Genomic DNA, 25,313 nt, shown 5'->3' with positions numbered 1-25,313 from the left:
ACGCTCAGGACACCAGCGACTTCATCGGCACCGATTCGTCGGCGAGCTTGTCCGGATCGATGACCGCGCCCTCGGCGACGAGCTTCTTGGCGAACATGAATTCCTGCGGACGGCTGACGGTGTCGGCGGCGATGATCCGGCCGTCCTTGAGGTAGAACACCGCGAAGTTGCGCGAGCTCGCCGGATCGCCGCGCAGCACCATGCGGTCGTGCGTGCCGGAGATGCCGACCATCTGCAGCTTGAGATCGTACTGATCCGACCAGAACCAGGGCACGGTCTGATACGGCTCGTTCTTGCCGAGCAGGTTGCGCGCGACCGCGCGCCCCTGCTCCATTGCGTTCTGCACCGATTCGAGGCGCACCATGCGGCCGAGAAAGCGGCTCGGATGATTGGTGCAGTCGCCGGCGGCGTAGATGTCCGGATCGCTGGTCGCGCCGAACTCGTCGACGACGATGCCGTTGTCGATCGCAAGCCCGGCGGCTTGGGCGAGCTCGGTGTTGGCGATCAGGCCGATGCCGACCACGACCAGATCGGTGTCGATGCGCGTGCCGTCGGCCAGCACCGCCGCCGTCACCGGATTGCCTTCGAATCCGGCGAGCTGCGCGCCGGTGCGCAGGTCGACGCCGGCTTCGCGGTGTACCCGCTCGAAGAACGCCGATACCTCCGGCACGGTGACGCGCGCGAGCACGCGTGGCAGGCCTTCGAGCAGGGTGACCTTGAGCCCCATCTTCACCAGCACCGCCGCGCCTTCCAGACCGATGAAGCCGCCGCCGACGATGGTCACGCGCTTGCCCGGCGCGCACAGCGCCTTGATCTTCTGCACATCCTCGATGGTGCGCAGCAGGAACACGTTGCTGGCATCGGCGCCGGGAATCGGCAAGGGCCGCGCGCGGCCGCCGGTGGCGATCACCAGCTTGTCGTAGGCCTGCGTGCTGCCGTCGGCCAGCTCCAGATGCTTGGCCTTGCGGTCGATACGGATGACCTTGGTGTTGCCGCGAAACTCGATATTGACCTTGGCGAGCTGCGCCGGCTGCATCACGTACAGGCTTTCCTCGTTGACCGCACCCGAGAGATACGCCTTCGACAGCGGCGGCCGCTTGTACGGCGGCTGCGGCTCCTCGCCGAGAATGATCACGCGCCCGGCAAAGCCCTGACGGCGCAGTTCGGCCGCAGCCTCGCCGCCGGCCTGACCGGCACCGACGATGACCACGGTGGAATCCGCGTTGAGTACGCTCATGTCACTTCATTGCTGTGGGGCGGCGGGGGACTGCGGCGGGCACGGCGCCTCGGCGCGGCCCGGAGTGTCACCGGGCCTTCATTCTAGTGGCATCCCCCGTTTGGATGGTGAGCCCCGCACTTGCCTGCTGCTGCAGCGCGCACGGCCGAGTGCTTGCCCCCTGCCGCAGCGCGCAGACCCTACTGCGCGTAAGGCTTGAGCGGCGGTTCCGCGCGCACCAGATGCAGGCCCGGCGCACCGTTTTCGATCTCGATCGGCAACAGCGCCAGCATCTCGAACAGGAAGTTCGGTGGCAGCGCGATCCCGGGCAGCGGCGGCAGCGCATGGCACAGCGCTGCGCCGCCGGCGCGCTCGACGTTGGCGGGGCCGACATGCGTAATCGCATCGAGCGCCAGCTCGAAGGTCGCGCGATCAGTCAGACCGATGGTCAGATGATCGACGATCAGCAGCGGGCATACGTCCTGCAGCAGGATATTAGCGACTTTGGGGTTGTCCTCGCCGAACTCCAGCGCTGCGGTCGGCTCCGGCACCACAGGCTGTACCAGCTCGTCGAACAGGGTATAGATGTTCGTGTAGTCGACGTCGCCCGGTGTCTCGTCGCCTGCATTGAGTGCACCGATGAAGCTGGAGCCACGCGCAAACTGATAGAACGCCGCGGGAAGACCGAGCGTCGACCCAACCATCGCTCCGAGCGGATTGTCGGTGGCTGCCACGAGGGTGCCGTGATTTGGCCCCGCAAGCAGGACAAAGTCCTCGACGGCAGCCCGTGCCGACGGCCACCACTTGAGCGCCCAACGCGGCATCAACGCACCCTGACTGTGCCCGATCATCGCCACCTTGCGCCCGCTTTCAGCATGGATGCGGCGCAAGGCGTGCACGATGTACTCGGCGGAAACCTGCTGATCGCCGAGACCTCGGTCCGGATAGGTGACGGTGCAGACGTCGAAACCGCGCTCGATCAGCAGGGGCTTATAGTTCCAGTTGAACTGCTCCTGGCCGTGCGTGAAGGTGCCATGCACGAGCAGCACTGGCGGCTTGTCGGTATTGGCGAACGGCGTGCATTCGAGCGCCGCATCGAGCAGCGCCGGATCGGTTTCGAGCTTGGGTTCGGACGCGACATCGATCCCAACATCCGAGCCGCAGCCGCCAGCCAGCAGCGCCGCGGCGAGTGCGAACAGCAGCCTTGGTTTCATGTGCCATCTCCGTTCACGCCTGCGTCACGAGCCCCGCGCCGCGCCTACTCACCCCGATAAACCGCCCAGTTCTTCTCGGTCTCGCGCAGGCAGACCTCGTACAGCAGCTCGCCGTAGTGCGCGCGCAGCACCCTGAAGAACAGCACGGTCAGATTCTCCACCGTCGGGTTGATGCCGCGGCAGAGTTTCGAGTCGTGATTCAGATGCCGGTGATCGACGTCGTCGAGAATCAGCCGGCGGATCGTGTCGCGCAGCTCGGTGACGTTGACGAGGATACCGGTCTTGGGATCGACCGGACCGCGCAGCGTCACTTCGAGCACGTAGTTGTGGCCGTGGCCGTAGTCGTGGGCGCACTTGCCGAACAGCGCACGGTTCTCGGCCTCGGACAACTCGTCCGACCACAGCCGGTGCGCGGCGGCGAAGGTCTCGCGCCGCGTGAGATAGACGACCGGCGCCTCAGTCGTCATTGCAGTGGATGTCCACGATGGTGCCGGACAGCGGCGCCGACAGCGCGCGGTCGAGCAGATATTCGACCGTCGGCGCAATCGCCTCGGGCGTGGTCTTCGGTGTGAGTCCGAGCGCGGCGACCATCTCGGTGCGCATCGTCCCCGGCGCGATCGCGTTGACGCGGATGTCGTGCGCTTTGCCTTCGAGTGCGAGCGCCTCGGTCAGGCCGCAAACGGCATGCTTCGAGGTTGCATAGGCGCCGAAGCCGCTGAAGCGCTGCATGCCGCGCAAGCCACCGAGCGAGGAGACGTTGACGATGTCGCCGCCGCGGCCGCGTTCGCGCCACAGGCGCATCGCCGCGCGACAGGCGTGGAAGGTGCCGCCGACGTTGATCGCCATGACCTCGGCGAAGCGCTCGGGTGTCAGCTCGTCCCAGATCGCGCCGCGGCCCATGATCGCCGCACAGCACACCAGCGCATCGGGCGCATGCGCGCGGATCGCGGCCTCGACTGCGGCGGCATCGGTGACATCGAGCGCGCAGGCGGTCACGTTCGACCGCTCGCGCGCCAGCGCATCCAGCCGCTCGGCGCGGCGGCCGGCGACGACGACGCGCCAGTTGCGCGCCGACAGCCGCCGCGCGACCGCAGCGCCCAGACCGCTGCCGCCGCCGGTGATGAAGACCGACCTTCGTTCGCCGCTCATGTGCGGATTGTCGCACGCATGCGGCCGGTCACGACCTCAACACGGCGGCGATCTCGTCGAGGATGCGCGGATCGTCGATCGTCGCCGGCACCGTGTACGGTCGACCGTCGGCGATCGCGCGCATGGTCGCGCGCAGCACCTTGCCGGAGCGGGTCTTGGGCAGGCGCGGCACGATCAGCGCAGTCTTGAACGCGGCGACGGCGCCGATCTGCTCGCGCACGCGCGCGACGAGCTCTTTTTCGATGTCGGCATGCGGCCGCTCGACGCCGGCCTTGAGCACGACCAGCCCCAGCGGCAACTGCCCCTTCATCGCATCGGCGATGCCGATGACCGCGCATTCGGCGACGTCCGGATGACCGGCGAGCACCTCCTCCATCGCGCCAGTGGACAGGCGATGGCCGGCGACGTTGATGATGTCGTCGATGCGCGACATGATCCAGGCGTAGCCGTCCTCGTCGATGTAGCCGGCATCGCCGGTGAGGTAGTAGCCCGGATAACGCGCGAGGTAGTGCTCGCGATAGCCCTGGTCGTTGTTCCACATCGTCAGTAGCGTGCCCGGCGGCAGCGGCAGCTTGAGCGCGAGGTTGCCGATCGCGCCCGGCGCCATCGGCGTGCCATCGGCGTCGAGCGCCTGCAGGTCGAAGCCCGGCACGGGCACCGTGGCCGAGCCGGGTTTGACCGGCATGGGCTCGATGCCCAGGCAGTTGGCGATCGCCGGCCAGCCAAGCTCGGTTTGCCACCAGTGATCGACCACCGGCACCTTAAGCATGTCCTGCGCCCAGCCGATGGTGTCGGGATCGGAGCGCTCGCCGGCGAGGAACAGCGCGCGCAGGCAGGTGATGTCGTAGCGCTTGAGTTGCTCGCCGCGCGGATCCTCCTTCTTGATCGCGCGAAACGCGGTCGGCGCGGTGAAGAAGGTGCGCACGCGATGCTGGCTGATGACGCGCCAGAACGCGCCGGCGTCGGGCGTGCCGACCGGCTTGCCTTCGTACATCACCGTCGTGCAGCCGAGCAAGAGCGGCGCATAGACGATGTATGAATGGCCGACGACCCAGCCGACGTCGGATGCCGCCCAGAACACCTCGCCAGGCCGCGCGTCGTACACCGCGCGCATCGAGTAGTGCAACGCGACCGCATGGCCACCGTGATCGCGCACCACGCCCTTGGGCTTGCCGGTGGTGCCCGAGGTGTAGAGCACGTACAGCGGATCGGTCGCCGCAACCGGCACGCAGTCGGCCGGCTGCGCGCTGGCAACGGCGTCGCTCCAGTCGAGATCGCGGCCGGCTGTCAGTTCAGCCGCGACCTGCGGACGCTGCAGGATGATGCAGCGCGCCGGCTTGTGTGCGGACAGCGCGATCGCCTGGTCGAGCAGCGGCTTGTACGCGATCGTGCGCCCGAGCTCGATGCCGCAGGACGCCGAGACGACGAGCACCGGCTGGGCATCGTCGATGCGCTTGGCCAGCTCCGGCGCGGCGAAGCCACCGAACACCACCGAGTGGATCGCGCCGATGCGCGCGCAGGCGAGCATCGCGATCGCCGCCTCCGGCACCATCGGCATGTAGATGACGACGCGATCCCCTGCGTTGACGCCGTTGGCACGCAGCGCACCGGCGAAGCGCGCGACGGCATCGCGCAGCTCACGATAACTGTAGCTGCGGATCGTGCCCGTCACCGGGCTGTCGTAGATCAGCGCCGCTTGTTCGCCGCGACCGGCTTCGACGTGGCGATCCAGCGCGTTGTAGCAGGTGTTGAACCGGGCGCCGGCGAACCAGCGGTACAACGGCGCGGCCGACTCGTCCAAGACCGCGTCCCATCGCCGATCCCAGTGCAGATGCTGCGCCTGCTCGGCCCAGAACGCGGCCGGGTCGGCCAGCGAACGGCGGTATTCGTCCTGATAGCGGCTCATCGTGGTCTCCTCGCATCGTTCTTGCTCTCGCGCGTCTCGGCAAGCGGCTACACACTCATGCCCGGCCGAGGCGCTCACGCATGAACGCCACCATGTCGGCGCGCGCCAGACGCACCTCGCGGTAGAGCGTGCCGAACAGCGGGAAGGCATGCGGCAGCACCGGCCAGACATCGCAGCGCACGTCGACGCCGTGCGCCTTGGCGCGACGCGCGAAGAACACCGTGTCGTCGAGCAGCACCTCGGCGTCGCTGGCGATCAGATACATCGGCGGAAAGCCGCGGCAGTCGGCGAAGATCGGCGACAGCTCTGGATCGGAGGCGTCCCAGTCGCCGGCGTACATCTCGTCGACCCGCTGCAGCGCGGCGATCGGCAGGATCGGGTCGATTCTCATCTTGCGCGGGCGCGAGGGCGGCGCGTGGATGCGACCCAGCTCGGTCGCCGGCGACACCGGCAACACGCAGGCCGGCATCGGCCAGCCGTTCTTGCGGATGCGCTGCAGCACGCCGAGCGCGAGATTGCCGCCGGCCGAGTCGCCGCCGAGCACGATGCGCTCGGGCGCAAAGCCCAGATCGAGCAGCGCACGATAGGCACGCTCGCAGTCGTCCAGCGCCGCGGGAAAGCGGTTGCGCGGCGCGAGGCGATAGTCCGGCATGAAGCAGTGCGCGTCCAGCTGCGCGCACAGATCGGTCGCCATCTCCAGATGCGCGGTCGGCGCCGCCGGCAAAAAGAACGCACCGCCGTGCAGCCACAGGATCACCGGCTTGCCGGTATCGCGCAGATCGCCGACCACATGACCCGGCAGCGCACCGACCACCGTGTATTCCAGCGACTGTCCGTGTGTGTTCGGACAGCGCATCCGCATCAGCCTGAGCTGGATGCGCGCGATGCTCTCGTCCGAGCCGCGGATCATCCGCGCCAACATTGGCCGCAGAAACAGCTTCAGCAGCCAGGTGATGAAACGGCTGCGTAGGCTGATCGGCATGTCGCGATGGCGCACCAGCCCTTCGGCGGGGGCGAGCAACAGCGGCGCTTGTGTCGGTGCGGGTGTGTCGGCGTTCATGGGTATGCAGCTTACATCCGGAACACGCCGTAGCGCGGATCGCCGATCGGCGTGTTCAACGCGGCCGAGATCGCGACGCCGAGGGCGTTGCGTGTGTCGACCGGATCGAGGATGCCATCGTCCCAGATCTCGCTGGTCGACCAGTACGCCGATTGCTTGCGTTTGAACTCGGCCAGTACCGGCTCGCGGATGGCGTCGATCTCGGCCTGCGAGAGTCGCTGGCCCTGTTTCTGCAACTGGCGGATCTTCACGTCCGCCAGCGTGTTGGCGGCCTGCTCCGCCCCCATGACGCTGATCTGCGAGTGAGGCCAGGAGAACAGCAAGCGCGAATCGAAGGCGCGGCCGCTCATGCCGTAGTTGCCGGCACCGAAGCTGCCGTGGCACATCACGGTGAACTTGGGCACCTCGCAGTTGGACACCGCCATGATCATCTTGGCGCCGTCCTTGGTGATGCCGCGGCGCTCGTATTCACGGCCCACCATGAAGCCGGTGATGTTCTGCAGGAACAGGATCGGCGTGCGGTTCTGGTTGCACAGCTCGATGAAGTGCGCGCCCTTGAGCGCACTGTCGTTGAACAGCACACCGTTGTTGGCGAGGATGCCGACTTGAAAGCCCCACAGATGCGCGTAGCCGCAGATCAGCGTCTTGCCGTAGTTCGGCTGGTACTCGTGGAAGCGCGAGCCATCGACCAAGCGCGCGATCACTTCCTTCATGTCGAACTGTGCCTTGATGTCGCGCGGCAGGATGCCGTACAGCTCGGTGGGGTCGTAATACGGCGCTTCCGGTGCCTGCCACTCGATGGGCGTTTTCTGCGGGCGCTTGAACTGCGCGACGATGTCGCGCGCGATCGCGATCGCTTCTTCCTCGCTGCTCGCGGGATAGTCGGCGGTGCCGGAAACCGAGGTGTGCATGTCGCAGCCACCGAGCTCCTCGACCGAGACGTCCTCGCCGGTCGCGGCCTTCACCAGCGGCGGCCCGGCAAGGAAGATCGCGCCGGTGCCACGCACGATCACGTTGTAGTCCGACAGACCCGGCACGTAGGCGCCGCCGGCGGTGCAGTGGCCCAGCACCACCGCCACCTGCTGCACGCCCATCTTCGACAGCATGCACTGGTTACGGAAAATGCGGCCGGCGTAGTACTTGTCGGCGAAGAGCTCGGCCTGCAGCGGCAAGAAACCGCCGGCGGAATCGCACAGATGCACGACCGGCAGGCGGTTCTCGATGGCGATGTCGAGCGCGCGCACGGTCTTCTTCACCGTCAGCGGATACCAGGCGCCGCCTTTGACGCTCGCATCTCCGGCATTGACGAGCACTTCGCGGCCGGAAACGATGCCGATGCCGGTGACGCAGGCCGCAGCCGGTACCTCACCGCCGTAGGCCTCACAAGCCGCCAGCGACGAAAGTTCCAGAAACGGCGTGCCCGGGTCGAGTAAGAGATCGAGTCGCTCGCGCACCAAGAGCTTGTTCTGCGAGCGCAGACGGTCGATGTCGCGCTGCGGCCGCAGGTGCCGCGCCCGCTCCTGACGCTCGCGGAACTCGGCGGCCAGGCGCCGGTTGTGCGCGGCATTGGCCTGGAACTCGGCAGAGGCGGTGTTGAGCTTGCTTTCGATGCGCTTCACGCGGACTTCTCCATCGGCTCGAGGCTCAGCAACAGGGCGTCGCGATCGAAGGTCTGGCCTTTTTCATAGGCGATCTCGGCGATCACGCCGTCGCGCGGCGCGGTGATGGTCGTCTCCATCTTCATGCTCTCCATGACCAGCAAGACCTGACCCTTGGTCACGGCCTCGCCGGCCTTGACCGCGACGCTGACGACGCTACCCGGCATCGGCGCGAGGATGCGGTCCTCGGCATTGCCGGCCGCCGCCGCGGCGAGCCGGTCGAGCGGGTGTTGATAGCGCAGGGCGTAAGCCTCGCCGTCCAGATGCACGAAGACCTCGTCGCCGCGCGTGGCGATGACGACTTCGACATGGCGGTCACCCACTGTCAGCCAGGCGCGGCCGTCGGCGCCGGTCTTCAGATCGACATCGAGCGTCTGGCCGCCGAGATGCAGGCGATACGCCGTCGCCGAGCGTGAGAGGGCGACGTTGTGCTCGGCGTCGCCGAGTTTGAATGCATGGTGCATGGTGATGTCCTTAATTGCGCCAGCTGCCCATCGCCGCGTGCAGGTCTGGCACCGCATCGGCGACGTCGCGCATCGGCCGCGTGCTCAGGCTTGCCGCGGCGAGCAGGGCCTGCACGGTTTCAGCCGGCAGTTCCGGCTCGGCGGCGATCTGCGGATTGGCATCGAGAAAGCCGGTGTGAACATCGCCGGCGACGAAGGCCGGGTGCGCGATCAGGCGTCGCAGGAAGGCGGTGTTGGTCTTGCAGCCGAGAAGTACGGTCTCCCTCAGCGCCTTGTCGGCTTTCGCGATCGCATCGGCGCGATCCGCACCGCGCACGATGAGCTTGGCGATCATCGGATCGAAGGCCGAGGTCACTTCGCCGCCCCGCAGCACGCCGCAGTCCCAGCGCACGCCCTCACCCCGCGGCGGATGCAGCACGAGGATCGGCCCGGTGGTCGGCGTGTAGCCGCGCGCGGCGTCCTCGGCGTAGATACGAAGTTCGATCGAGTGACCCCGTGCTTTGATGTCGTCCTGCGTGCAGTCGAGCGTCTCGCCGGCGGCGATGCGCAACTGCTGCAGCACGAGGTCGATGCCGGTGATCTCCTCGGTCACCGGGTGCTCCACCTGCAGCCGCGTGTTCATCTCCAGGAAGTAGAACTCGCCCATGGGCCCGAAGATGAACTCCACGGTGCCGGCGTTGCGGTAGCCGATGGAACGCGCGATGCCGGCCGCGGTCTCGCAGATCTCGCGGCGCTTGGCCTCACAAAGCGCCGGCGACGGCGTCTCCTCGACGATCTTCTGGAAGCGGCGCTGCACCGAACACTCGCGCTCGAACACATGCACCACACTCCCCTGCCCGTCGCCCAGCACCTGGACCTCGATGTGGCGCGGGTTTTCGATGTAGCGCTCGCAATAGAGGCGCCCATCGCCGAAGTAGCGCTGGCCTTCCGAGCGCGCGCGCTCGATTTCCGCTTCGAGCAGCGACAGATCGCGCACGATGCGCATGCCCTTGCCGCCGCCGCCGGCGCTGGGCTTGATCAAGAGCGGCGCCCCGACCTTGCGCGAGCGTTCGACGAAGCTCGATGGATCATCGTCCTCGATCGCGCTCGGCGCGACCGGAAAGCCGGCCTTCTCGACGAAATTGCGCGCGCGCACCTTGTCGCCCATCAGCTCGATCTGTTCCGGCGTCGGGCCGACGAAGCGGATGCCCGCGGCCTCCACCGCCTCGCAGAAGCCCCGGTTCTCCGACAAAAAACCATAGCCCGGGTGGATCGCGCCGGCGCCGCAGGCCTTGGCCGCCGCGATGATCTGCGCCCCATCCAGATAGGCGCCGACCGGCGTCGCGCCGCTGATCTCGATCGCCTGGTCGGCCATGCCAACTGCCGCGGTGTTGCGATCGGCCGCGTGATAGACGAGCGCACCGCGCAGGCCCAGCTTCTGCACGGTGCGCAACACGCGCACCGCGATCTCGCCGCGGTTGGCGACGAGCACGGTGGAGAACGGCCAGCGCGCCGCGCGTTCACGCAGCGCCGGCCAGTCGTGATCGGCTGGTGTCAGAAGATTCATGCTCGTTCCCCATGGGATGCCGGTTGCAAGGCTTCGAGGCGCGCGGCGATGCGCCGCAACTGTTCGGCGTCGCGGTATCGCGCTGCACGTCCGGGTGTTTCGATGCCGTCGCAGACGATGGCGGTGAGCTGATCGGCGAGCGTGTCCACGTCGAGCGTGCCGCGCCGCGCGCCGCGACGGGCGCCGGCGGCCGCGGTGTCGGCGGTGTAGCGCCAGGTGCAGTGCTCGATGCCGCCGTAAACCAGATCGCGCAACAGCGCCGGCGGCAGATCGGCACGGAACACCCTTGCGGCTTGGCCGTCGGCGATCACGTCCATCAACACCTGCGTGTAGCGACGATTCAGCGCGTGCAGCGTCGTGCCGCGATAGTCGTCCTCGCTGCGCACTTCGCGGAACATCAGCCGGCACAGCAGCGGCCAGTCGCGCACCGTGCACAGGTGACGCCAGATCAGCAGACGCAGGCGCGCGCGGTGGCCGCGCACGCGGTCCAGATCGCGCCGGTAGTCGCCGAAGAGCTGTTCGTACCAGTATTCGAGCACCTTGAGCAGCAGCTCGCGCTTGGTGGCGAAGTACTTGTAGATCGTGCCCTCGACGACGCCCAGCCTCGCCGCGATCTCGGCGACGGCGGTGGCTTCATAGCCTTTCTCGCAGAACACGTCACGCGCGGCGACGAGGATCTCGTCGACGCGCTGCTCGCGCGCGCGGCGCGGCGCTTGCCCACGGACGACTGGCGATTTGCGTGTCATCGCATCAGCCGAGCAGGTCCGCCGGCACGTGGATCGGAAAGTCCATCAGCACCTGCGCCAGCATCTTGCCCTGCGGGTCGTGGCGCAGCGAGGCGATGCCGCCGCCGCCGAGCGCATCCCACATCAGGAAGTTGAAGCCGTGCAAGCCCGGGATCTCGAAGCGCTGCACCTTTCCTTCGACGAAGTGCGCGAAGTAGCGCTTCACCGCCTCGGCGGTGAGCTGTTCGCGCAGGATCGGTAAGAACTCGGGCTTGCGCGCGAGCACGCCGATGTTCGCGGCATTGCCCTTGTCGCCGGAGCGGCCGTAGGCGATGGTGATGAGGGGCACGGTTCTACTCCCCTCCCCCGCCGGCGGCAGAGGGTCGGACGCATGTGTTCCACGCGAGCGGGCCGCTGCCGCGGGCGGCGGAGCGCCAGCCGTGCCGGTGCCCTCTTTCGCCCCTTCGGGGCACGCTCTGCCGCCGGCGGCGGAGGGGACCCGAAACGGAGAACCGTCCACTTCGATTCTCACCGCGTCCTTCGGCACCAGACAGGAGAACAGCCGCACCAGCGGCGTCGGCGCCGGGCGCCCGCCGGCAAAGCCGGTGATGCCCTGCGCCATCGCGGTCGCCGGCGGAATGCATTCGCGGCCGAAGATCTCCAGTGCGGTCTTGTCGTGGTGGTGGACGTTGAGCTTGAGGATGACCTCGCGGGTGTCGCGGCGGCGCGCATGGGCGCCCCAGTTGGCCTCGCTGCCCAGCACCTCGACGTCGGTGCGCGTGTAGTCGCCCAAGCCGCGCTCGGCGAACATGCGCCGCGTGCGCCTGAGTATCGCCGCGGCGACGGCCTCGGCCTTGGCCACGGCATCGACGCCACCGATCATCATCGTCATGTTGCAGCGAAAGCCGTCCTGATACGTCACCGAGACCTTGTAATGCGACGGCGGTGCCTCGCCGCGCGCGCCGCGCACCTCGACGCGATCGTCGCCGACCTGGCGCAGCCGCACCTCGCGCCAGTCGCAGCTCACGTCCGGCAACAGGTAGGCGGCCGGATCGCCGATTTCGTAGACGATCTGTTCGGCGACGGTCTCGGGCGTCACGCGCCCGCCGGTGTTCGCCGGCTTGGTGACGACGAAGCTGCCGTCGGCGCGACACTCGGCGATCGGAAAGCCCATGCGGTCCCAGTCGTCGGCCACGTCCTTCCAGTCGGTGATGATGCCGCCGGTGGCCTGTACGCCGCATTCGATGATGTGACCGGCCAGGCTGCCGGCGGAGAGCTTGTCGTAATCGTCGGCCTGCCAGCCGAACTCGTGAATCAGCGGACCGAGCGCCAGCGCGCTGTCGACGCAGCGCCCGGTGAGCACGATGTCGGCGCCGCGACCGAGCGCATGGGCGATCGGGAAGGCGCCGAGATAGGCGTTCATGCTCCACGGCTTGGCGGGCATGGGCGCACCGCTGAACATTTCCCTGACGTCGGCGAACTCGGCGGCGCGCGGCAGCAGATCGTCGCCGGTGACGATGGCCACCTTGAGGTCGAGACCCAGCGCCTTGAGCTTGTCGTCGATCGCCGCCTTGCAGGCGAGCGGATTGACGCCGCCAGCATTGGTGACGACCTTGATGCCCCGCGCCTTGAGTTTGGGCGCTAGCGCGGCCAGCACCGCCGGAAAATCCGTCGCGTAGCCGGCAGCCGGGTCTTTGGCGCGCGCACGCGCCAGCAACGACATCGTGATCTCGGCGAGATAGTCGAGCATCAGGTAGTCGATCGCTCCGGAATCGACGAGCTGTTTGGGGCCTTCCGCCGAATCGCCCCAGAAACCGGCACCGCAGCCGATACGAACGATCTCGCGCATGCTCAGTTCCCGGTGAACTTGGGCGCGCGCTTTTCCTGGAACGCGGCCAGGCCTTCCTTGGCATCCTCGGTCGAGGACATCACCGGCACCATCGCCTGCGCGTACTCCAGAGCCTCGCGCAGACTCATGTCACGCATGGCGTGGAAGGCCTGCTTGCCGAGGCGGATCGCCGTGGGGGATTTGTCGGTGATGCGCGACAGCAGCCAGTCGAGCTTGGCATCGAGTTCGGCACGCGGCACCACGTAGTTGAGCACGCCCCACTCCAGCGCCTCGGCGGCGCTGAACTGCTCGCCGGTGATGCACATCTCCTGGAGCTTACGCGGCGGCAATATGCGCATCATGTACGGCAGGATCATCATCGGCGTGAGGCCGATTCTGCTTTCCGTGGTGCCGATGCGGATGTCGTCGGCGGCGATCGCCATGTCGCAGGCGCACAGCAGGCCGAAGCCGCCGGCCATGACGTGGCCGTTGACACGCGCAATCACCGGCAGCGTGCACTCCTCGAGGCGCTTGAACAGATCGACGATGTAGTGCTTGGGCCGCGAAAAGTCGACGGCGAAGGCGAAGCCCTGGGTGCCCTTGGCGAGGTCGGCGCCGGCACAGAAGGCCTTGTCACCCGCACCGGTGATGACGATCGCGCGCACCTCGCCGCCCTCGGTGGCGGCGGCGATGGCCCGCTCGATCGTGCGCACAACCTCCTCGTTGAGCGCATTGCGGCGCTCTTCGCGGTTGATCGTGATCCACTGCACGGCGCCTTTGCGCTCGATCAGAACGGGCTCGGACATGGCAACTCCTGTCTGCAATCCGGAACGAGAGGGAACGCGCCGCGGCGCGCTGGTAAGTCATCCTCACTTATGCGCTCGCCGCCTGTCCAGATGTTGCCGCGCAGCTCCGCGCTCCGTATCGATCAAATGGACGATAGACGCGTGATGAGCGCCGACCTAGACTCGGGTAAGTTTCACTCACCAATGCCCGAGATCGCGCATGTCCCGCACCGACCGACCGAGCGTCATGCAGGCCTTCACCGGCCTGTCCGCCGACGAGATGGAAATCCTCACGCAGGCCGACCGCTTCGCCCAGGCCGAGGCCTATCCGTTGGCGCAACGCATGGACGACGAGGAATGGTGGCCCGAGGACATCTTCCCGAAGATCGGCGCCATGGGTTACTTCGGCATCACCGCCCCGCCGGAACTGGGCGGCGCAGGGCTCGACGTCTTCACCAGCGGGCTCATCCTGCAAGCCTTGGCGCGCTGGAATCATGCGCTCGCGCTTGCCTGGGTCGCGCATGAGAACCTGTGCCTGCACAACATCCTGCGCAACGCCAACGAGGCGCAGAAGAAGAAATACGTGCCCGGCCTGGTGAAGGGCACGGCGATCGGCGCCCTCGGCCTGACCGAGCCCGGCGCCGGCTCGGATGCGCTCGGCTCGATGCGCACCACCGCGCGCCGCGAAGGCGATCACTACATTCTCAACGGGCGCAAGATCTACATCACCAACGGTCCGGTCGCCGACGTGCTGCTGGTCTACGCCAAGACCGACAAAGACAAGGGCGCACAGGGCATCAGCGCCTTCATCGTCGAAAAGGACTTCCCCGGCTTCAAGGTCGCGCAGAAGCTGATCAAGATGGGCTTTCGCGGCTCGCAGACCGCCGAACTGGTGTTCGACGAATGCCGCGTACCGGCGGAGAACCTCGTCGGCGAGGAGAATCGCGGCGTCAAGGTGGTGATGTCCGGCCTCGATCTGGAACGCGCGATGATCTCGCCGATCTGCCTGGGCATCGCCGAGCGCGCGCTATCCCTGGCGCTGGACTATGCGCGCCAGCGCAAGCAGTTCGGGCGGCCGATTGCGGACTTCCAGATGATCCAGGCCAAGCTCGCGGAGATGTACACGCGCGTCGAAGCCATGCGCCTGTACACCTACCAAGTGCTGCGGGCGGCCAACGTGATCGGCGAGGACGAAGGCGGCCGCGGCGAGATCCACAAGCTCACCGCCGCCGGCGTGCTGTTCGTCGCCGAAACGCTGAACCAGGTGCTCAACGACGCAGTGCAGGTGCACGGCGGCTCAGGCTACATCTGGGAGAGCGAGATCAACCGTCTTTACCGCAGCATCAAGCTGCTGGAGATCGGCGCCGGCACCTCCGAGGTGCGCAAGATGATCATCAGCAAGGAGATGCTGAGCGCGTAGTCATATCCCCTCTCGCGCTTGCGGGAGAGGGGCTCCGGATCACCGCATGAACCTCGACATCGACGCCCTCAACGATCCCGCAGCCCTGTGGGCGGCGGACACCGTCTACCGCGCCGACCTGTTCGCCGGCAAGGTCGCGCTGGTTTCCGGCGCCGGCAGCGGTATCGGCCGCGCGGTGGCGCTGCTGTTCGCACGCCTTGGCGCACGGCTCGTGATCTGCGGGCGCACGCCCGAGAAGCTCGAAGCCGTCGCCGACTTCGTGCGTGCGCGAGGCGGCGAGGTCCTCGTCGTGCCGACGAACGTGCGCGAACCGGAGCAGGTGGATGCGCTGTTCGCGCAGGCACATGCGCACTATGGGCGCATCGACTGCGCGGTCAACAACGCCGGCGGCCAGTTTCCGCAGGCGGCGATCGATTTTTCACCCAAGGGCTGGAGCGCGGTCATCAACAACAACCTCAACGGCACCTGGCTGATGATGCAGCGCGCCGCGCGCTACTGGCGCGATCAGGGCGATGCCGCGGCGAGGATGCTGCGCTCGATCTGCAACATCGTCGTCGTCGTCGAGCGCGGCATGCCGGGCGTGGCCCACACCGTGGCCGCGCGTGCCGGCATTATCGGCGCGACGCGCACGGTCGCGGTCGAATGGGCGCCGCTGGGCATCCGAGTCAACTGCGTCGCCCCGGGCCTGACCGCCACCGAAGGTCTGCGCGTCTATCCAGGCGAGGCGCAGCGCGAGTTCCCGCTCGCCAACCCGCTCAAGCGCCCCGGCACGCCGATGGAGATCGCCCAGGCCTGCATCTACCTGTCGGCGTCGAGCGGCAGCTTCATCACCGGCGAAGTGCTGACCGTCGACGGCGGCGGCAAGCTCTGGGGCGAGCTGTGGACCGCCGGTCGCCCGGACTACTATCGCCTGCCCTGAACGCTGCGTCTGAACCGCCGAGAACCGCGACTCGGTCACACCGGACGAGCCGCCGTGTGCGGTCCTCGTGCGCGGCGTGTCGTGGCGCCGCTTTGACTTGGACGGTCTTTGCTCAGGTCCGCGCCAACACCCAACGCGCGATCGCAGGGCCCAGCAGGACCGCGCCGAGCATGTTGGCGAGAAACATCACCACCAGCAGCAGGCCCATGTCGCGCTGGAACTGAAGGCCAGAGAACAGCCACGCGAAGACGCCGCCGGCAAGGCAAAGGCCGGTGAAGATCACTGCCTTGCCGGTCTGGCGCAGCGTCGCGATGTAGGCCTCGCGCAGGTTCTGGCGCGCATCGTCGAGCTGGTGACGCAGCACGTCGTAGACGTAGATGCCGTAGTCGACGCCGATGCCGACGGCGAGCGTCACCACCGGCAGCGTCGCCACCTTGAGCCCGATGCCGGCGACCGCCATCAGCGCGTTGGCGAAGATCGTGACCAGGAACAAGGGCAGGCCGATGATGACGACGCCGGCGAGCGAGCGGTACGACAGCATCAGCAGCACGCCGATCACCGCGTAGACACACAGCACCGTGCGCAGCTCGTTGGCTTCGATGACCTCGTTGGTCGCCGCCATCACGCCGACGTTGCCCGAAGCGAGCGCGAAGTGCACCGGGCAGGCCAGCGGCTGCTGCGCGACTTCGCCGCTGCGGCGCAGCGCCAGACGCTGCGCGCAGGCGGAAGCGTCGGCTTCGGGGTGCGCGGCGTAGAACTCATCGGCGTTGGCCTGGTTGAAGCGGTGCACGGCGGCGGTGATGCGCCGTATCGTCTCGGCACGGTGGTCGGCGGTGTATAGATAGACCGGCATCGCGCTGCAATCGACGTTGATGAGGCCGCTGCGCGTCTCGACCGGCTTGGTCGCGAGCACCAGCGAATCGCGATTGCGCGGCAGCACCTGCTGCTTGATGTGGCCTTCCCAGAAGCCGGCATAGACGCGGCGCGCGACGTCCGGCAGTGCACGCGACGAGCGCACGCCCTCGACATTGCGCAGATGCCAGGCGAAGCGGTCGATCTGTTCGAGCGCGTCGTATTCGATGCACGACCATGGATCGGCTTCGGCGATGACGGTCAATACGTCGGTGGCGATGTCGAAGTGCGCGGCGATCGCGCGCGAGTCGCGGTTGTAGACCGAGTCCGGCCGCAACTCGGGCACGCCGGTCTGCGCATCGCCGGTGATGCGCCCGGACTGCAGATGCCAGCTCAAGGCGAGCACTGCGGCCGCGAACGACAGCAGGCCCGCGGCGACCGGGCGCGTGGTCACCACCGCCATGCGCTGCCACAGGGCTTCGCCGGCCTTGGCGAGTCGCGCACGACGCGCGCGCAAGGCGTCGAGGTCACGCACGCGCAGCCGCGACAGCCAGATCGGCATCATCAGCTTGTTGGTGACGATCACCGCGAGCATGCCCAGGCAGGCATGGATCGACATCTCGCGGATCACGCCGATCGGCACCAGCGCGATCGTGAGAAATCCGGCGACGTTGGTGATCAGCGCGATGCTGCCGGGGATGAACAGGCGCCGGAAGGTTTGGCGCGAGGCTTCGAAGGGCGCGCGGCCGCGCGCGATCTCGTCGGTCCAGACGTTCACGTATTGCACGCCGTGCGAGGTCGAGATCGCCAGCACCAGAAACGGCACCATGATCGCAAAGGGATCGAGACCGAAGCCCAAGCTGCGCAACAGGCCCAGCTCCCAGACCACGGCGACGATGGCGCACAGCATCGGTAGCCAGGCCAGGCGCAGGTCGCGCAGATAGACCCACAGCGCGACGAAGGTGCCGAGCAGGGTCAGCACGAAGAACAGCGCAACCTGCGCACTGGCGGCGAAGACGTCGCCGACGACCTTGGCGAAGCCGATGATGTGCACTGACAAACCCGGGTGATACGCAGGGTTGTCGACGCGCTCGACCGTCAGCAGCCGCCCCGGCACCTCGACCACGCGCTTGCCGCCGACCTCGTCGCGGTCGTGCACCGCATAGTCGCGCCACCAGCGGCGCCAGCCCGGATCGCTGTAGCGCTCGGCGACGATGCTGCCGGCCGGCAGGTGCGCATAGTCGCGGCCGAGCCGCAGCACGTACTTGTCCGGGCTGGTGAGCTGGCCGCGCACCTGGTCTTCGAGATGCTCGGCGACGTGGACGAGGTCGGTGCCGGCATCGGTTTCCGGGTCGCGTTCGAGCACCTCGGCATGGACCAATGCCCCGCGCTGGTCGTTGGCGACCAGCCGGCCGATGACGCCGGCTTTGCCGACATGCTCGCGGATCAGCGCGAACATCTGCGGCGAGGGGGCGTAATCCGCAGGAATCACGTCCTCGGCGCGAAAGCCGCCGTTCTCGACCACTTCGAGAAAGCGCACGTTGCGGGTGAAGATCGACGACAGCGTGGTACGGTCGATGCCGCGCGTGAACTCGACTTCGGCAGTCGCGAGCTTGAGGCTGGCGAGAAAGCGCTCGTTGTAGATTTCGCCGTCGGCCGGGTCGTCCTGCAGCAGCGCGACCAGCACCGCGTTGGCGCCGCCGACGTCGCCGCGGTATTGCTCGAACACCTTCATGTAGGGATGATCGGACGGCACCGTCTTGGCGAAGCTCGCGTCCGGCTCAAGGCGCAGTGCCTGCGCCGCCATCAGCATCGTCATCAGCACCAGCAGCACGACGCTGATACGCCGCCCGCGCGGTGCAAACAGCGCCGGCTCGACGACGCGCACGAGGGTATCGGCGTTCAGGCGCATAAGAGGCTCCCGGAGTCGCTCACCCAGTGTCCCAAAACGCGGGGTCGTGCGGACTCGTCTGAGCGGAGCAAGTCGCACAAACGAGAACGGGCCCGCGAACGGGCCCGTCTCGGAACGTGCGGACGATTCCGGATCAATGCGCCGTGGCCGTGGCGGTCGCGTGCGCCCCGGCCGCCGGCCTCGCCGCCACCGCCGCGTAGTCGCGGCCGATGTACAGATACATCGCCGGCACCACGTACAGCGTGAACAGCGTGCCGATGGTCATGCCGGCGGCGATCACCAGGCCGATCGAGAAGCGTGCGCCCGCGCCGGGGCCTTCGGCCAGCAGCAGCGGGACCATCGCGATCACCAGCGCCGCCGTGGTCATCAGCACCGGGCGCAGGCGGATCGACGCCGCCTCCTCGATCGCTTCGCGCTTGCCCATGCCCCGTTCCTGCAGCTTGTTCGCGAACTCCACGATCAGAATGCCGTGCTTGGAGATCACGCCGATCAAGGTGACCAGGCCCACCTGCGTGTAGATGTTCAGCGTCATGCCGGGGAAATCGGTGAGCTGCATGCCGTTGGTGATGGCGAAGATGTTGAGCAGCAAGAGCGCGCCGCAAATCGACATCGGCACCGTCACCAGCATGATCAGCGGATCGCGGAACGATTCGAACTGCGCCGCCAGCACCAGATAGATCAGCACCAGCGCGAACACGAAGGTCGTCGCCAGCGCCGTACCCTCCTGCTTGAACTGGCGCGAGGCGCCGGCGTAGTCGGTCTGGAAGTTGGCCGGCGCCAGCTCCGCGAACAGATCCTCGAACACCTTGAGCGCCTCGCCCTGCGGGATGTCCGGGCGCGGTACGGCGATCAGGGTGTTGGAGTTGAGCTGCTGGAAATGCTCGATCGTGCGCGGCATCACCCGATCTTCCAGCGTGACCAGCGTCGACAGCGGAATCAGCTCGCCGTTTCGCGCCCGCGTATAGTAACCCTCGAGCTGCTGCGGATTGATGCGCTCGCCGCGCGTGACTTGCTGGATCACCTTGTACGAGCGGCTGTCGTAGGCGAAGCGGTTGACCTCGCCGCCGGCGAGCAGCGCCGCCAGATCCGCCGAGAGGCGCGCCATGTCCACACCGAGCATCGCCGCCTTGTCGCGATCGATGACGATGCGCGTCTCCGGACGGTCGATCAGCAGGCGCTGGCCGATGAAGAAGAACTTCTTGGTCGCCTCGGCGCGCTCGACGATCTGATCGCCGATGCGCGCGACCACCTCCGGCGAGGCCGTGGACTTGATCACGAACTCCACCGGATAGCCCTGGCCCGGCGTCGGCAGCGCCGGCGGCTGGATGCCGGTCCAGCGCATGCCGGGAAGCTGGTTCAGCTTCTGCTGCAGCTCGGCGAGGATCGTCGGCGTCGAGCGCTCGCGCTCGGTCCAGTTGCGCATCACCATGCCCATGAACGCGGTGTTGGTGGCGTTGCCGTTGGAGATGCTGAACGTGAAGATGTTGTCGACGTCGGGGTCGTCGAGCGTGATTTTCTGCGCCGCCTGGAACTGCTCTTCGAGGTACTCCGGCGAGGCGTAGCCGTCGACCTCGTTGATCGAGAACGCAAAACCGAAGTCTTCCCGCGGCGCCAGCTCGGCCGGGGTCGACACGTAGAGAAATCCACACGACAGGAGCACGATCAAGCCGAACACGCCGATGACGTGGCGCGTGTCGAGCGCGCCGTGCAGACGCCGCTTGTAGCCCTGGCGCCACAGCTCGAACTTGGCGTCGAGCCAGTCGGCGAGCTTGTTCGGCTCCGCGCCCTCGCCGTGCGTCGGCTTGAGCAGGCGCGCACACATCATCGGCGTCAGCGTTAGCGCAATCACGCCGGAGATCAGCACCGCGCCGGCGAGCGTGAACGCGAACTCGCTGAACAGCTTGCCGGTGATGCCGGACAGAAAGCCGATCGGCGCATAGACCGCGACCAGCGTGATGGTCATCGCGATCACCGGACCGACCAGCTCGCGCGCGCCCTTGATCGCCGCATCGAAGGGGCTCATGCCCTCCTCGATGTGACGGTGCACGTTTTCGAGCACGATGATCGCGTCGTCGACGACCATGCCGATCGCCAGCACCATCGCCAGCAGCGTCAACAGGTTGATCGAAAAATCCATCAGGTACATCAGGAACAGCGCGCCGATCAGCGACAGCGGCACCGTGACGGCGGGAATCAGCGCGCTGCGCACCGAGCCGAGGAACAGGAAGATCACGACGAGCACGATCAGCACCGCCTCGATCAGCGTCGTGCGCACCTCGGCGATCGCTTCGCGGATGTACTCGGTCGAGTCATAGCCGATCACGGCGTCGAGTCCCTCGGGCAGCGCCTGCTGGATGGCCGGGAAGACCTCGTGCACGCGCTCGATCACCTCCAGCACATTGGCCTCGGGACGCACGTAGATGGCGATGAACAGCGCCGGGTCGCCGTTCCAACCGGCGCCGCCGTCGTAGTTCTCGGCACCGAGCACGACGTCGGCGACATCGCCCAGGCGCACGATGTCGTCACCGTCGCTACGCAACACGAGTCGGCGAAACTCCTCGGGCGTACGCAGATCGGTCTGCGCCGACAGGCCGATGCGCACGTAGTTGCCCTTGGCCTCGCCCACCGCCGAGAGCACGTTCTGCTCGCGGATGCGCGCGTAGACCTCGCTCGCGGTGAGGTTGTGCGCGGCGAGCCGGTCGGGCTTGAGCCAGACGCGCATCGCATAGGTGCGTGCGCCCTGGATGTCGGCGCGCTCGACGCCGGGAATCGTCGACAGCTGCGGCTCCACCACGCGGATCAAATAGTCGGTCATCTGGCTCTTGTCGAGCACCTTGGAGTACACCGAGATGTACATCGCCGCGGTGCCGCCGCTTTCGCCGATCTCGACGACGGGATCCTCGGAGCCTTCCGGCAACTGCCGACGCAGCTTGTTGACCTTGGCCGAGATCTCGGTCAAGGCCTCGTTGGGGTCCTTGTCCAGCCGAAGATTCGCGGTGATCGTGGTGATGCCCTGGGCGGTGCTCGAGGTCATGAAGTCGATGCCGTCGGCGGTCGCGATCTCGCGCTCCAGCGGCGTCGTGATGAAACCCTCCATCAGCTCGGCCTCCGCGCCCGGATAGGCGACGCTGATGTTGATCTGCGCGTTCTGCAGCTCTGGATATTCGCGGATCGTCAGGTCGAAGCCGGCGCGCAGCCCGAGCAGCAGGATGACCAGGCTGACCACCGTGGCCAGCACCGGACGCTTGATGAAGATGTCGGTGAATTGCATGGCGGCGCCTTTTTACGTCTGCGGCGGTTGTGGCTCGAGCTGGGCCGCCGGTTCGAGATCGTTGTTGACGATCACCGGCGTGTGGTTGCGCAGCTTCATCAGGCCCGAGGTGGCGACGCGATCGCCCGGCTGCAGGCCTTGCAGCACCTCGACGAAGTCGCCACGGCTGTCGCCGATGCGCACGAAGCGCTGGATCACGCGGTCCTTCGGCGCCGAAGGATCCGCACCCGCCTGCGCCGGCTCGATCGGCTGCAACACGAACACCGAGGTGCCGTAGGAGCTGTACTCGATGGCGGTGCGCGGAACCGCCAGCAGCTCGCGCTCGCCGGGCAGTTGCAGCTCGACGCGGCCGAACCCGCCGGCGCGCAAAAGGCCATCGGCATTGGGCAGGCGCGCGCGCAGACCGAAATTGCGCGTCGCCGGATCGACGCGCGGCTCGACCGCCAGCACCTCGCCCTCGAAACGCCGGTCGGGATGCGCATCGACCCGCACGTCGACCTTGAAGCCGGCCTGCACGCGACTGATGTACTGCTCCGGCAGGCTGAAGTCGATGTCGATCGGATTGAGCGACTGCAGGGTGACGATCGGCGTGCCCGGCGCGACGTACTGACCGACGTTGACGCGGCGGATGCCGAGCATGCCGGCGAACGGCGCATGAATCTTTTTCTGGGCGACGCGACCGGCCTGCGCCTCGGCCGCGGCGCGCGCGGCGTTGGCCTCGGCGACGGCGGCGTCGTAGTCCGCCTTGGAGATCACCTCGAGTTCGTAGAGCCGCTCGCGGCGCTTGCGGTTGAGCTCGGCGAGCTCGGCCTGTGCGCGCAGGCGTTCGAGCTCGCCGCGCTGCTCGTCGCTGTCCAGCGACACCAAAAGCGCGCCCTTCTCGACCCGATCGCCGGACTCGAAGTGGATCGCCTCGACGATGCCGCCGACCTCGGTGGTGAGGTCGGCGCCGTTGACGGCGACCAGCGTGCCGATCGCGTCGAGCCGGTTGTCCCAGCGCATCCGCTTGACTTCGCTGGCGCTGATGGTGGCCGGCGGTATCGGCATGTTCTCCAGGTACTGCACCATCATCCGGTTGCCGAACCACTTCATGCCGAACACGGCACCGAAGACGACGCCGGCCAGGACGAGCATGATCAACATGCGCTTGGTGGTCATGGAATTTCTCGAATCGAAGAAGTGAACGAGTGGAGAATCAGGAGCGCGGCACTTCCAGCAGTGCATCGAGGGCGACGAGGTCTTCGGCGTCGAGCGTGCCCGCGCTCGCCTGCAGCAGCACGATGGTGGTCAGCAGGTCGTAGCGCGCCTGGTTGAGGTTGCGCTCGGCCTCGGCGACGCGACGGCGCGCGTCGAGCACATCGGCGATGGTGCGTGTGCCGGCGTCGTAGCCGGCCATCACGGCCTGCTCGGCGCTGCGCGCGGATTCCAGCCCCGCGGTCAAGGCATCGACGCTGATGCGCGCGACTTCGAAGTTGCGGAACTGCGTACGCACCTCGCGTCGGGCCTCAGCTAGTAGCCGTTCATGGATGAGTCGCGTCGCCTCCAAACGCGCCTCGGCCTCGCGCACGCGGCTGTGGTTGATCCCCCCGGCATAGATCGGGATCACGAGCTCGACGCCGACGCGCGCCTCGTCCTGCAACGAACCCAGCTCCGAGGCCGAGGCGTCAGCGCGCCCGGCGCTGGCCACCAGATCGGCCTGCGGCTGCGCCTCGGCCTTGCGGCTGCGGTGATCGGCTTTTGCGATCTCGACATCGAGTGCGGCGATCCGCAAGGTGGCGTTGTTGTCCTCGAGCAGCGCGAGCCAGTCGTCGATGCTCGTCGCCGGCAGCGGCGGCGGTGCGAGCGCCGGCGCAAGGCGCGGCAGCGGTGCATCGAACGGGCCGGTGAGCTCGGCGAGCGCATCGAGACGCCACTCCAGCTCGGCCTCGGCGCGGATCAGCTCGGCGCGCGCGAGGTCGTAGCGCGCCTGCGCCTCCTTCAGATCGGTACCCGGCACCAGCTCGACCTCGTAACGCTTGCGTACGTCATCGAGCGACCGGCGCACCGCCTCGACCTCGGCCTGCATCAGTCGCAACTGGTCCTGGGCGCGCATCGCCTCGAGGTAGCGCTGTGCCACACGCACGACGAAGTCGGTCTGCGCCTGCTGGAATCGCGCGTCGGCGAGCGCGTCGCGGGCATCCGCGCGTTGACGCCGCGCACTCCAGTCCAGGCGCAGCACCGGCTGGCGCGCTTCGAGCCGCGCCGACCACACCGGGTACTCGTCCCGCTCGGCGCCGAAGGCGAAGCGCGAATCGGAAGCGACGAAGCTGCCGCTGCCGCTGAGCGACAGCGACGGGCGCAGCCGGGCGCGCTCCTGCTCGCCAGCCTCGCGATCGGCACGCTGGGCGGCGAACGCGGCGGCATAGGCCGGGTCGCGCTCGGCCGCACGTTGCAGTGCATCGGAGAAAAGCAGCTCGGCCTGAACCGCCGGGCTCAGCGCGAGCAGCAGGCCGAGCGCGGCGAGCTGCCACCGGCCGCTCGCGGCGCGCTCAGTTCGCAGAACACAGGTCATGGAAAACCTCTTTGGAAATACGTTCGATCAGGCGTTCGGTCGCGCGCACATCGGCCGGATCGGCGAGCGGCTGCCAGCCCAGGCCATTGAGCAGCGTCTGCACGTGCCGGCACATCAGCGCGTAGGAATTGCAGACGGCGAAGTCCTCGAGCACGCCTTCGGCATGCACCAGGTTGTGGATGCCGTTGCACAGCGCCCACAGGCCGGTACACAGCTCCTCGGGCGCCATGCCGTTGAGCGCCAGATCGCCCGCGGCCACCGCGTCACGGACGATGCCGGTGACGATCTCGCCGATCGGCCGGCCGGCGTCCAGAAACGCCCTGCGGCGATCGGCCGAGGCGGCGCGCCAGACCACCTCGCACAGCGCGTACTGCGCGATGCGGAAATGCTCGGGGTACTTGCGCACGAAGATCATGTCGGCGACCGCGATCGCGAACATGCGATCGCGCGGCCGCGCATCCCACTGCGCGACGCGGCGGAACATGTCGGTGTGCGCCTGCGATTGCTGCGTGGTCAGCGCCAACAGCAGGTCTTCCTTGCTGGCGAAGTGCTGGTAGAGCGTACCGACGGCGTACTCGCACTTCTCGGCGAGCTTGCCGACCTGCAGGTTCAGCAGGCCATTGGCACTGATGAGTTCATAGGCGGCGTCCAGAAACTGGCGCTCGCGCTCGGCGAACTCCCGCTGCTTGCGCTCCTTGGTCCCCACGATCCGGCCCGAAATGCTGCTTTGCAACGAACAAGGCGCGGATTTTGAATCCGGTTCATGACTAGAGTCAAGCTCTTATTTATGAGCATGTTTGCGCCGACTTCAGCTCTATCTGATTGATTTTTATGAAG

General features: G+C 67.3%; 19 protein-coding genes. 2 read left to right on the top strand and 17 right to left on the bottom strand.

What is annotated here, in order from left to right; all coding sequences use genetic code 11:
- Positions 1–4 precede the first annotated feature (4 nt).
- From ABSH63_RS08260 to ABSH63_RS08205, 12 genes are all read right to left on the bottom strand, one after another.
- Positions 5–1,237, bottom strand: a complete 1,233-nt coding sequence (locus ABSH63_RS08260; protein WP_352888915.1) for an NAD(P)/FAD-dependent oxidoreductase — start codon at positions 1,235–1,237, stop codon at positions 5–7.
- A gap of 179 nt (positions 1,238–1,416) precedes the next feature.
- On the bottom strand, positions 1,417–2,430 hold the full coding sequence (locus ABSH63_RS08255; RefSeq protein WP_352888914.1) for an esterase/lipase family protein: 1,014 nt from the start codon (positions 2,428–2,430) through the stop codon (positions 1,417–1,419).
- Positions 2,431–2,474: 44 nt separating this feature from the next.
- Positions 2,475–2,897, bottom strand: a complete 423-nt coding sequence (locus ABSH63_RS08250; protein ID WP_352888912.1) for a 6-carboxytetrahydropterin synthase — start codon at positions 2,895–2,897, stop codon at positions 2,475–2,477.
- Positions 2,887–3,579, bottom strand: coding sequence for an SDR family oxidoreductase (locus ABSH63_RS08245; RefSeq protein ID WP_352888911.1), 693 nt, complete (start codon positions 3,577–3,579; stop codon positions 2,887–2,889). The genes ABSH63_RS08250 and ABSH63_RS08245 overlap by 11 nt, the downstream gene beginning before the upstream one ends.
- Before the next feature lie 28 nt (positions 3,580–3,607).
- Positions 3,608–5,485, bottom strand: coding sequence for a propionyl-CoA synthetase (locus ABSH63_RS08240; protein ID WP_352888910.1), 1,878 nt, complete (start codon positions 5,483–5,485; stop codon positions 3,608–3,610).
- 55 nt (positions 5,486–5,540) lie between these two features.
- Positions 5,541–6,545, bottom strand: coding sequence for an alpha/beta hydrolase (locus tag ABSH63_RS08235; RefSeq protein WP_352888909.1), 1,005 nt, complete (start codon positions 6,543–6,545; stop codon positions 5,541–5,543).
- An 11-nt stretch (positions 6,546–6,556) separates the two neighbouring features.
- The gene (locus ABSH63_RS08230) at positions 6,557–8,164 is read right to left on the bottom strand and encodes an acyl-CoA carboxylase subunit beta (protein WP_352888908.1); all 1,608 of its coding nucleotides are present in this window, start codon (positions 8,162–8,164) and stop codon (positions 6,557–6,559) included.
- Entirely contained in the window at positions 8,161–8,667 is a 507-nt protein-coding gene (locus ABSH63_RS08225; protein WP_352888907.1) for an acyl-CoA carboxylase biotin carboxyl carrier protein subunit, read from the bottom strand. Before ABSH63_RS08225 ends, ABSH63_RS08230 begins: the two co-directional genes overlap by 4 nt.
- 10 nt (positions 8,668–8,677) lie before the next feature.
- Complete coding sequence (locus tag ABSH63_RS08220) at positions 8,678–10,213, bottom strand: acetyl-CoA carboxylase biotin carboxylase subunit (RefSeq protein WP_352888906.1); 1,536 nt, start codon at positions 10,211–10,213, stop codon at positions 8,678–8,680.
- The gene (locus ABSH63_RS08215; protein WP_352888905.1) at positions 10,210–10,959 is read right to left on the bottom strand and encodes a TetR/AcrR family transcriptional regulator; all 750 of its coding nucleotides are present in this window, start codon (positions 10,957–10,959) and stop codon (positions 10,210–10,212) included. Before ABSH63_RS08215 ends, ABSH63_RS08220 begins: the two co-directional genes overlap by 4 nt.
- A gap of 4 nt (positions 10,960–10,963) precedes the next feature.
- The gene (locus ABSH63_RS08210; protein ID WP_352888904.1) at positions 10,964–12,787 is read right to left on the bottom strand and encodes an acyclic terpene utilization AtuA family protein; all 1,824 of its coding nucleotides are present in this window, start codon (positions 12,785–12,787) and stop codon (positions 10,964–10,966) included.
- Positions 12,788–12,789: 2 nt separating this feature from the next.
- Positions 12,790–13,572 (bottom strand): enoyl-CoA hydratase-related protein, encoded by a 783-nt coding sequence (locus ABSH63_RS08205; RefSeq protein WP_352888903.1) that lies wholly within the window; start codon positions 13,570–13,572, stop codon positions 12,790–12,792.
- A gap of 199 nt (positions 13,573–13,771) precedes the next feature.
- Here ABSH63_RS08205 and ABSH63_RS08200 point away from each other — a divergent pair, with 199 nt between their 5' ends.
- Positions 13,772–14,971, top strand: coding sequence for an acyl-CoA dehydrogenase family protein (locus tag ABSH63_RS08200; RefSeq protein ID WP_352888901.1), 1,200 nt, complete (start codon positions 13,772–13,774; stop codon positions 14,969–14,971).
- A gap of 46 nt (positions 14,972–15,017) precedes the next feature.
- On the top strand, positions 15,018–15,890 hold the full coding sequence (locus ABSH63_RS08195) for an SDR family NAD(P)-dependent oxidoreductase (protein ID WP_352888900.1): 873 nt from the start codon (positions 15,018–15,020) through the stop codon (positions 15,888–15,890).
- Between the two features lie 112 nt (positions 15,891–16,002).
- On the opposite strand, the gene ABSH63_RS08190 is transcribed toward ABSH63_RS08195, so the two are convergent.
- The 5 genes from ABSH63_RS08190 to ABSH63_RS08170 form a co-directional block, all read right to left on the bottom strand.
- The gene (locus ABSH63_RS08190; RefSeq protein WP_352888898.1) at positions 16,003–18,654 is read right to left on the bottom strand and encodes an efflux RND transporter permease subunit; all 2,652 of its coding nucleotides are present in this window, start codon (positions 18,652–18,654) and stop codon (positions 16,003–16,005) included.
- Between the two features lie 133 nt (positions 18,655–18,787).
- A complete protein-coding gene (locus tag ABSH63_RS08185; RefSeq protein WP_352888896.1) occupies positions 18,788–21,925 on the bottom strand; it encodes an efflux RND transporter permease subunit in 3,138 nt (1,045 codons plus the stop codon).
- A 12-nt stretch (positions 21,926–21,937) separates the two neighbouring features.
- The gene (locus ABSH63_RS08180; protein WP_352888895.1) at positions 21,938–23,083 is read right to left on the bottom strand and encodes an efflux RND transporter periplasmic adaptor subunit; all 1,146 of its coding nucleotides are present in this window, start codon (positions 23,081–23,083) and stop codon (positions 21,938–21,940) included.
- A 37-nt stretch (positions 23,084–23,120) separates the two neighbouring features.
- Positions 23,121–24,476, bottom strand: a complete 1,356-nt coding sequence (locus ABSH63_RS08175; protein WP_352888894.1) for a TolC family outer membrane protein — start codon at positions 24,474–24,476, stop codon at positions 23,121–23,123.
- Positions 24,454–25,182 (bottom strand): TetR/AcrR family transcriptional regulator, encoded by a 729-nt coding sequence (locus tag ABSH63_RS08170; protein WP_352888893.1) that lies wholly within the window; start codon positions 25,180–25,182, stop codon positions 24,454–24,456. Before ABSH63_RS08170 ends, ABSH63_RS08175 begins: the two co-directional genes overlap by 23 nt.
- Positions 25,183–25,313 lie beyond the last annotated feature (131 nt).

The sequence above is a fragment of the Sinimarinibacterium thermocellulolyticum genome (assembly GCF_040327995.1).
GTDB lineage: Bacteria > Pseudomonadota > Gammaproteobacteria > Nevskiales > Nevskiaceae > Solimonas > Solimonas thermocellulolyticum.
Note: the sequence above shows the minus strand (reverse complement) of the source record. Positions and strands in the feature narration are given on the sequence as shown.